This is a genomic window from Pseudomonadota bacterium, from assembly GCA_026388215.1.
GTDB lineage: Bacteria > Desulfobacterota > Syntrophorhabdia > Syntrophorhabdales > Syntrophorhabdaceae > JAPLKF01.
Genome location: JAPLKF010000086.1, coordinates 1 through 8455, shown reverse-complemented (window position 1 = coordinate 8455; position 8455 = coordinate 1). Strand labels below are relative to the sequence as shown.

Sequence of the window (8455 nt, the reverse complement as noted above, 5' to 3'; positions counted from 1 at the left end):
ATACCGGAGATAAGGACAATCAGGACATTGGTAATATTCGCAACCTTTAATATAAAATCATTCTTGAGGAATGATGCGATTACGCTCGCATGTTTTTCAATACCAGGCATGGCCGGGGATGTTGGTGTAACCCTTAAATCGTAAATGCCAACTGCTGTTGCACCTATGAGGACAATCTTATCTTTTATCCGGGATGGCTCTACCTTTTTTTCAATTACATCCAGTACCGAAATGTATGGAAAGGTCCTTTCAGGCCCGTAGTAGTGAATCAATGTCCTTCCCCAGAAATCCGTAGGGATAAATTTTTTACCAAGCTGGACACCTTCGGTTGCATTCAGTATCATGGCTTCCATCGGCAGGTCGAGGAAGAGCCTTACTGCCTGCAGGTCTATAGACGGGTATATCTCACCACCATATTCGAGAGCCGTAACCTCCCACCTGAGTATCCCGTCCTTATCAGGGAACATATTTATATACCCGAGGGTTTTCGCACCCTTAGAGAGGTTTTTGAGCGGCAGTAATACACTATTGGCGCTGATAGGCGGAAAGATTTTCAGGTAATCCATCTTTCTCACCATGGGGAATGCGCTGTCAAAGAGCATGTCGTCTTCTACCTTCTTTTTTTCACCTTTAAAGTCAAACACAATGGGAAGGATGACATTCCCTGCCCTCTTTATAGACTTAGCGAGGATATCATCACCCTTTGAAGGCTCACTCAATATGATATCCATCACAATTACCTTTGCCCCCATATTTTTGAGGGTGTCTACGATAGAGGCTACCCTTTTTCTCTCCCAAGGCCATCTTCCAATCTTTTCAAGGCTCCTGTCATCTATCCCGACGATGACAACCTCTTCTGGCGGATTTATCCTGCCATGGAGGTGGTATCTGATGTCATAAAGGAGAAGCTCAAGGCGTTCAAAGGGAACCAGCCTCACCACAGCAAAGGTGGCAAACAAAAAGGTAATGAGGATGCCGATGAGGATAGGTATGAGCGGTTTCTTCATGTTAAAATTTGTCCTTTTTCAAATCTGCAATTCAGACACTGGACTCAAGACTTTAGACATCAGACTTTTCTATGTAAGAAATTAGCCCTTGGAGTATCCTCGAACTCTCCTGACCTTTTGTCCATAGTCCTTCATATTCATTGGTGTCTAAATATCCTAATTCCTTTGTAAACCTGATATAGTAATTCAATTCTGCTAACGATGATATAGCTATGTATAAAAATTGCAAATATTCATTCCTGTTTTTCCTGGCTGAACCTTCTACTATATTTGCTGGTACTGATACAGCAGCTCTTCTCATCTGAGATGTTAACCCCCAAATCTCGCTCTTTGGAAATTTTTTCGTAGACTTATATACCAAAAGAGCTAATTCATCTGCTATTTGCCAGGCCTTTATTTTTTTGTAATCTCTACCCATTCCCTTCTGTTGTCTGAAGTCTATAGTCTAATGTCTATTGCCTTATGTCCATAGTCTACTATCTAAATCACAGTTTTCAAATACCTATGAATGTGCTATATTCTATAAAAATGCTAACAGGGTGTAAAGCATTAAGTTTGAGATTGAGTAAAAATATATTGCGCCCGTAGCTCAGTTGGATAGAGCGCAGCGCTCCGGACGCTGAGGCCGAAGGTTCAAATCCTTTCGGGCGCATTTCCTTTAATCACCAATATCCAATAACCAAGCACCAATGACCAGATAAATTCCAACAACCAATTTTTCAAGTTCCAAAATAATTCAATTATCAATAACCAAATCTCAAGTTCCAGAGAGGAACCTGTTTGGATGTTGGTACTTGGTAATTGGTTATTGTATTCTATTTTGGTTATTGGTAATTTTATATGCTTGGTCATTGTAATTTGGTTATTGGTTATTGATATACCATGAGCCTTGCGTGTTCCTGTTTTATACACACATCCATAAAAAAGGGGATGCCGTGCCTTTCGGCAAGGTTTTTTGCCTCTTCATTTACAATACCTAGCTGCAACCATATACACTTCGGCTTAATCCTGATAGCTTCCTCTACAATCGGCAATACCCTTTCTGCCCTCATGAAAATGTCTACTATATCAATCTTTTTGGGTATGTCCGACAGAGACTTATACGATTTCACTCCTAAGATTTCATCGTATTGAGGGTTCACAGGTATAATCTCGTAGCCCGCCTTTATTAAGTAATTTGCAACCACATTACTCGGTTTTTCTACATCCGGCGAAAGGCCGACAATGGTAATCACCTTTGATGTCTTTAGAATCTCCCTTTTCTTCATTTCCTGAGAATCCATATCAACCTCCTGATAACTGAGAAACCCTCCTCAGATTTTCAAGGGCCTTTATGATATTCGTGGCTCCGGTGAATGTCTCTTTCTTGTCCCCACTATATATGACACAGGTAGGTGTTGAATTGATTTTATCTTCTCTTAAATAACCTGATAAAACATTGAATACATGCCTCGCATCAAAGGGCTTAAACTTTATACCCTTTTTCCTGAGAAATTCCTCCAGCTTTTCCTTTTCAGCTATCTTTTCCCTGGCAGCTTCAAAAAGGGCAGCCCGTGCGGCAAGGATGTATTTAAACTCCTTTTTCTCATTTAAAACGAATAGAAAATACCTTGCGTAAAAAGCAGAATCTCTGTGGAAAGGGGCATCGATGAATGTCAGGTCTATGACGTTTCTTTTCACCAGTTCAATAATCATACCCTCTATCTTGGGCTCCAGGTCCCTGCATGGACCGCAGAAATAATCCGTATATAACCTTACCTTAGTCTTGCCTGTGCCAAAGGAAAGGAATGAAACATCATTTGCAAAAAGGGAGGTAATGGTTACAAAAACCAATAAGATTGTAAGATTTATCAGTAACCTTCTATGAGCCATCTTTTCCTGCAAATGATTTTATCCAATATCGCTTTTGTTGTAAAGGAAAAAGGGCGTTGACACAGAGATATAGGCTTGATAGGATTAATAGTGTTAAGCGAATAGTGTTAGGAAAAACATTGGCATCTACACTCACCACTTGACACTCTTTATGGGAGGTTTAATGCCTGAGGTAGATGAGTGGGGTAAAGACCCGCAGGTCAGATATTTACGGCAGGTATTTGCCCGTATTGATGCTCTACAGGGGGAATTGCTCGAGCGTTTGAATGTTTCACCATTTGATTACAGGCTTAGCCGCATACGGGATGCAGCCCTTAAGTCATTTGAGAAGGCATGGGTGCTTGCAGTAAATAGGGGCATCGCTACGAATGAAGAAGAAATAGCCATCCTTTACATACATTGCCTTGCCCGTACGCTCTCTGCAAATCGTATAAATGTCCCTGTTGATATACTGCCTGCTCACGAAAAAATTGCCGGAATTGTCAAGGAGGTGCTTAAGTGATACGTCTACGTCTTTTCGGCCGCTGCCGAATTTATCATGACCCGGTTAGCCCTGTACTTAAAGTGCCTGCCCAGATTGGCTGGACTGCATGGTTCCGTACAATCGACCTTGTTACCCCTCAGCCGCTTAAGGGCGAAGAGTTACTCCGGCGGACCCGTGGCTGGTGGACAGTAGAACCGGTTGCAATAGCCGAGGTAGTGAAAAAGCACGGCAGGCTGGTTGTGGGTGACAATGGCGAACTGATGGTAGAGTTTGAAAGTCAGGAATCCGCCGATGCTTTGTCAAAGGTCCTCCTAAAAAAATTCAAAGACCAAGTGCAACTGGCACCGTGAAAAACAGTAGACAGTAGGGAGTAAGGGGTAGGGAGTAAGCAGTGGGCGGTAAGGAGTAGGCAGTAAGCAGCAAGAACCACTTCATCTTTTACGCCAAAGGCATACGTCTCTCTGGTCTATCTGGTTATTATGACAAAATATACAAGAATGCTGAATGACAGGATAGACGTTATTTAAGGTTAATTAGCGAGGGGACGCAAACATCACTATCTGGAAGAACTTTGCGGTTCCTTCAAGCCGGAAAACTTTGCGTGAGTGCGACATCGAAGTACGACTTGGGAACCCACTTTGACACGCATGAGCGTCCCGAAGGGCAATGTGTGCTGTCTGAGGAGAAACGACGAGTTCACACATTGAGTGAGAGCGGGTCATGTAGTGGGTAAGGCGCGCACAGCGGAGCACGAACGAAAGAGTTTTACGGCCCCTTGGACAATTTATTTGAAAACTGTTAACTGCCAGCTTATAGCTGCAATTACGATAAGCAGATCTCTACCGCTTCATCCATCTTCTCTATGAACATGAACTCCATGTTACTCTTTATACTCTCAGGAACCTCCTCAAGGTCTTTCTCATTAAACTTCGGCAATATTACATTTCTTATCCCTGCCCTCTTCGCCGCAAGGACCTTCTCCTTTATACCACCAACAGGTAGCACAAGGCCTCTCAGCGTAATCTCACCTGTCATCGCCACATCATTCCTGACATGCTTGTCCGTGAGCATTGAAACAAGGGAAACAAGCATCGTAATACCGGCAGACGGTCCATCCTTAGGGATTGCACCCTGCGGGACATGGACATGGATGTCATTCTTTTCAAAGAAATCCTCGGTAATATTGTAATCAGCTGCCTTACTTCTTATATAGCTTAAAGCGGCCTGGGCTGACTCCTTCATCACATCACCAAGCTGGCCTGTGAGTGAGAGATTCCCCTTTCCTCTCATCTTTGTAGACTCTATGAAAAGAATATCACCACCGGTTGGTGTCCATGCAAGGCCTGTTGCAACACCAGAGTATTTTGTCCTTTCCGCTATCTCAGAAAAGTATTTTATCGGTCCAAGGTATCCATGAATGCTATCCGCTGTTACTAACTGTTTCTCTGTTTTACCCTCTGCAACATCCTTTGCTACTGCCCTGCAGATGGCTGCGATCTCCCTTTCAAGATTTCTTACCCCTGATTCCCTCGTATATGAGCAAATAATAACCCTCAAACCCTCATCATCAAATTCAATCTGCTCCTCATTCAGCCCGTGTTCAAAACGTTCCTTTGGAATGAGAAACTGCTTGGCTATCATCAACTTCTCTTCCTCTGTATAGCCAGGGAGTTCAAGTACCTCCATCCTGTCTTTCAGGGAAGGTGGGACAGGGTCAAGCATATTTGCCGTTGCGATGAACATCACCTTGGAAAGGTCAAAAGATACCTCAAGGTAATGGTCACTGAAGGAGAAGTTCTGTTCCGGGTCCAGTACCTCGAGTAATGCACTCGATGGGTCTCCCCTGAAGTCCATCCCTATCTTATCCACCTCGTCGAGCATGAAAACAGGGTTATTAGAGCCTGTCTTTTTAATGCCCTGTACAATTCTCCCTGGTAAAGCCCCCACGTAAGTCCTTCTGTGTCCCCTGATCTCTGCCTCATCCCTTATGCCGCCAAGGGATATCCTCATAAACTTTCTTCCAAGGGCCCTCGCAATAGACCTGCCGAGAGATGTCTTCCCTACCCCGGGAGGACCAACAAAGCATAGTATCGGGCCTTTCATATCCGACTTCAGTTTTCTTACCGCAAGATATTCAAGGATTCTCTTCTTCACCCTTTCAAGGTCATAATGGTCCTCATTGAGAATCCTGTTTGCATCCTTTATATTCAGGTTGTCTTCCGTTGCTTTTGACCAGGGAAGTTCTGTAAGCCAATCAATATACGTCCTTGAGACGGTATACTCTGCAGACATTGTGCTCATCTTTGAGAGTCTGTCAAGCTCCTTCTCCGCAACCTTATGCACATCGGATGGCATTTTCGCATCAAAGATCTTCTTTCTCAATTCCTCTATCTCTGTATATCTGTCATCTGTTTCACCGAGCTCTTTTTGTATCGCCTTCAGCTGTTCCCTCAGGTAATATTCCCTCTGGGTCTTATCAATCCCCTCTTTCACATGGGACTGAATCCTGCTGCTCAGCTCAAGGGTTTCCACCTCCCTGTTTAACAGGATAGTGACCTTTTTTAGCCTTTCATTCAAATCTAACTTCCCAAGGATCTCCTGCTTTTCAGTAACACCGATATTTATAGTAGAGGCAATGAGGTCTGCAAGATTCCCGGGGCTCTCAATCTTCGTTGCAATCTGTGCAAGTTCAGATGAGAGATAGGGTGCCATCTCTACTGCCTTCTTATAGAGGGTTTTCAGATTAATGTACATTGCATCTATCTCTATATCCTTCTGATAATCCTCAAAGATAGGCAAAATCTTTGCCTTAAGGTTGGGTTCTCTCTGTGTAAATTCTATAAGTTTAAATCTGCATAAACCCTGGATCACAATCCTCTGGCTTCCATCAACCATTTTAACCATTTTCATGACTGTAGCAACCGTTCCAATAGTATAGAGATCCTCAATATTGGGTTCTTCAATATCCGGATTCTTTTGCGTGATAATGCCTATAATTTTGTCCCCGTTCATCGCATCATCAACAAGCCTTATAGACTTTTCCCTTCCTACGATAAGCGGCATTACAAGGTCAGGATAGGCAACAGTTCCACGAAGAGGTAATATTGGAACCTCTGCGGGGATAAAAAGTCTGTCTTTTATGCTCTTATCGTTCCGTAAACCAATTACCATTCATTCCCCCTATTTCTTCACATCTTCAAATTCAGCGTCAACCACATCATCATCCCCTTTTGTACCTCCCCGGGGTTTCCCCTCCTCGGGTCCAGGTCCTTTTGATGTAGACTCAGCAGTCTTTCTATATAAGACCTCTGCAAGCTTGTGGGAAGCCTTTGTGAGGTCGTCCAGCGCCCCCTTAATCCTCTCAGACTCTCCACTTTTTAACGCATCTTTTGCCGGGGTCAGAGCATCCTCCATATTCTTTATATCATCACTTCCTAATTTATCTTTATTTTCATTCAATGTCTTCTCCGTTGTATAGACAAGATTATCGAGCTGGTTCCTCAACTCAATTTCCTGTTTTTTCTTCCTGTCCTCTTCAGCATGTACCTCCGAATCCTTTACCATCTTCTGTATCTCTTGCTCATTCAACCCGGTAGATGCTGTTATAGTAATATTTTGTTCCTTTCCTGTCGCAAGGTCTTTCGCAGATACATGGAGTATGCCATTCGCATCTATATCGAAGGTAACTTCTATCTGCGGCATGCCCCTCGGTGCAGGGGGTAGGCCTATTAGATGAAACCTGCCGAGGGTCCTGCTATCTCTCGCAAGCTCCCTTTCACCCTGCAACACATGTATCTCAACACTCGTCTGACTATCTTCAGCAGTAGTAAATATCTGGCTCTTCTTTGTAGGGATTGTCGTGTTTCTCTCTATAATCTTTGTCATGACACCACCGAGGGTCTCTATACCAAGGGAAAGGGGCGTCACATCAAGAAGCAGCACATCTTTTACCTCGCCTGCCAGTACGCCTGCCTGAACTGCCGCACCAAGTGCCACCACCTCATCCGGATTCACACCTTTATGGGGTTCTTTACCAAAGAAGTTCTTAACGATTTCCTGTACCTTCGGTATTCTTGTTGAACCACCTACCAGCACAACCTCATCTATTTTACTGGAACTCAGTTTTGCGTCTTCCAATGCCATTCTACATGGTTCAACAGACCTCTGCATAATATCATCGGCAAGCCTCTCGAGCTCTGCCCTTCTAAGCTTCATGTTGAGATGCTTTGGGCCCGCGCTGTCCGCAGTGATAAAGGGAAGGTTTATCTCTGTTTCGATTGCCGTTGATAGTTCTATCTTTGCCCTTTCTGCAGCCTCTTTCAATCTCTGTAATGCCATCTTATCCTGTGAAAGGTCAATACCCTGATCCTTCTTGAACTCGGTTACGATCCAGTCTATCACCTTCTGGTCTATATCATCGCCGCCAAGATGGGTATCACCGTTCGTAGACTTAACCTCAACAACATTATCACCAACCTCCAGTATTGAGATATCAAATGTACCTCCACCGAAGTCATATACCGCTATCGTCTCATCCTTCTTTTTGTCAAGTCCATACGCAAGGGCAGATGCTGTTGGTTCATTGATAATGCGGAGAACATTCAAACCTGCAATCCTTCCTGCATCCTTCGTAGCCTGTCTCTGGGAGTCGTTAAAGTATGCAGGTACCGTAACTACCGCATCCTCTATTGTCCGGCCGAGGTAGGCCTCGGCCGACTTTCTCAATTTTTGAAGCACAAAGGCGGAAATTTCCTGAGGGGTATACTGTTTGCCCCTCACCTCCACCCTGACATTTCCTTCCTGATCGCTTATTACCTTATAGGGCACGGTTTTTATTTCTCCCTGGACCTCATTGTATCTTCTCCCCATAAACCTCTTTATTGAAAATATTGTATTTTCAGGGTTTGTAATAGCCTGTCTTTTTGCAGTCTGTCCCACAAGTATCTCCCCATCCTTTGTGAAGGCTACAACACTTGGTGTAAGCCTGTTACCCTCTTCATTGATTATAACCTTCGGGTCACCACCTTCCATTATAGCTACTACAGAGTTGGTGGTTCCAAGGTCTATACCTATCACTTTCTTTGCCATTTTT

General features: G+C 43.8%; 8 protein-coding genes and 1 tRNA gene. 3 read left to right on the top strand and 6 right to left on the bottom strand.

The window, feature by feature from the left end:
- The coding region (locus NTU69_05325) for a CHASE2 domain-containing protein (protein MCX5802940.1) at positions 1 to 1007 on the bottom strand (1007 nt) is incomplete at its 3' end.
- A gap of 52 nt (positions 1008 to 1059) precedes the next feature.
- On the bottom strand, positions 1060 to 1425 hold the full coding sequence (locus tag NTU69_05320) for a four helix bundle protein (GenBank protein ID MCX5802939.1): 366 nt from the start codon (positions 1423 to 1425) through the stop codon (positions 1060 to 1062).
- A 160-nt stretch (positions 1426 to 1585) separates the two neighbouring features.
- Here NTU69_05320 and NTU69_05315 point away from each other — a divergent pair.
- Positions 1586 to 1659 (top strand) — tRNA-Arg (locus NTU69_05315).
- A gap of 217 nt (positions 1660 to 1876) precedes the next feature.
- Here the strand turns inward: NTU69_05315 and NTU69_05310 are convergent.
- Together NTU69_05310 and NTU69_05305 are read right to left on the bottom strand one after the other, a co-directional pair.
- Positions 1877 to 2290: a CoA-binding protein gene (locus NTU69_05310; GenBank protein ID MCX5802938.1), complete on the bottom strand. Its 414-nt coding sequence runs from the start codon at positions 2288 to 2290 to the stop codon at positions 1877 to 1879.
- Position 2291: 1 nt separating this feature from the next.
- Positions 2292 to 2879, bottom strand: a complete 588-nt coding sequence (locus NTU69_05305; protein ID MCX5802937.1) for a DsbA family protein — start codon at positions 2877 to 2879, stop codon at positions 2292 to 2294.
- Positions 2880 to 3042: 163 nt separating this feature from the next.
- On the opposite strand from NTU69_05305, the gene NTU69_05300 reads away from it, so the two are divergent.
- Positions 3043 to 3381 (top strand): hypothetical protein, encoded by a 339-nt coding sequence (locus NTU69_05300; protein MCX5802936.1) that lies wholly within the window; start codon positions 3043 to 3045, stop codon positions 3379 to 3381.
- Complete coding sequence (locus NTU69_05295; protein ID MCX5802935.1) at positions 3378 to 3713, top strand: hypothetical protein; 336 nt, start codon at positions 3378 to 3380, stop codon at positions 3711 to 3713. The genes NTU69_05300 and NTU69_05295 overlap by 4 nt, the downstream gene beginning before the upstream one ends.
- 472 nt (positions 3714 to 4185) lie before the next feature.
- On the opposite strand, the gene lon is transcribed toward NTU69_05295, so the two are convergent.
- Together lon and dnaK are read right to left on the bottom strand one after the other, a co-directional pair.
- A complete protein-coding gene (lon, locus tag NTU69_05290; protein ID MCX5802934.1) occupies positions 4186 to 6534 on the bottom strand; it encodes an endopeptidase La in 2349 nt (782 codons plus the stop codon).
- Positions 6535 to 6543: 9 nt separating this feature from the next.
- Positions 6544 to 8451, bottom strand: a complete 1908-nt coding sequence (gene dnaK / locus NTU69_05285) for a molecular chaperone DnaK (protein ID MCX5802933.1) — start codon at positions 8449 to 8451, stop codon at positions 6544 to 6546.
- Positions 8452 to 8455: the final 4 nt, after the last annotated feature.

Coding starts and splice junctions, on each gene's coding strand:
- lon (MCX5802934.1), bottom strand. CDS start 6,534: ATGGTAATTGGTTTACGGAACGATAAGAGCATAAAAGACAGACTTTTT.
- NTU69_05300 (MCX5802936.1), top strand. CDS start 3,043: ATGCCTGAGGTAGATGAGTGGGGTAAAGACCCGCAGGTCAGATATTTA.
- NTU69_05320 (MCX5802939.1), bottom strand. CDS start 1,425: ATGGGTAGAGATTACAAAAAAATAAAGGCCTGGCAAATAGCAGATGAA.
- NTU69_05310 (MCX5802938.1), bottom strand. CDS start 2,290: ATGGATTCTCAGGAAATGAAGAAAAGGGAGATTCTAAAGACATCAAAG.
- dnaK (MCX5802933.1), bottom strand. CDS start 8,451: ATGGCAAAGAAAGTGATAGGTATAGACCTTGGAACCACCAACTCTGTA.
- NTU69_05305 (MCX5802937.1), bottom strand. CDS start 2,879: ATGGCTCATAGAAGGTTACTGATAAATCTTACAATCTTATTGGTTTTT.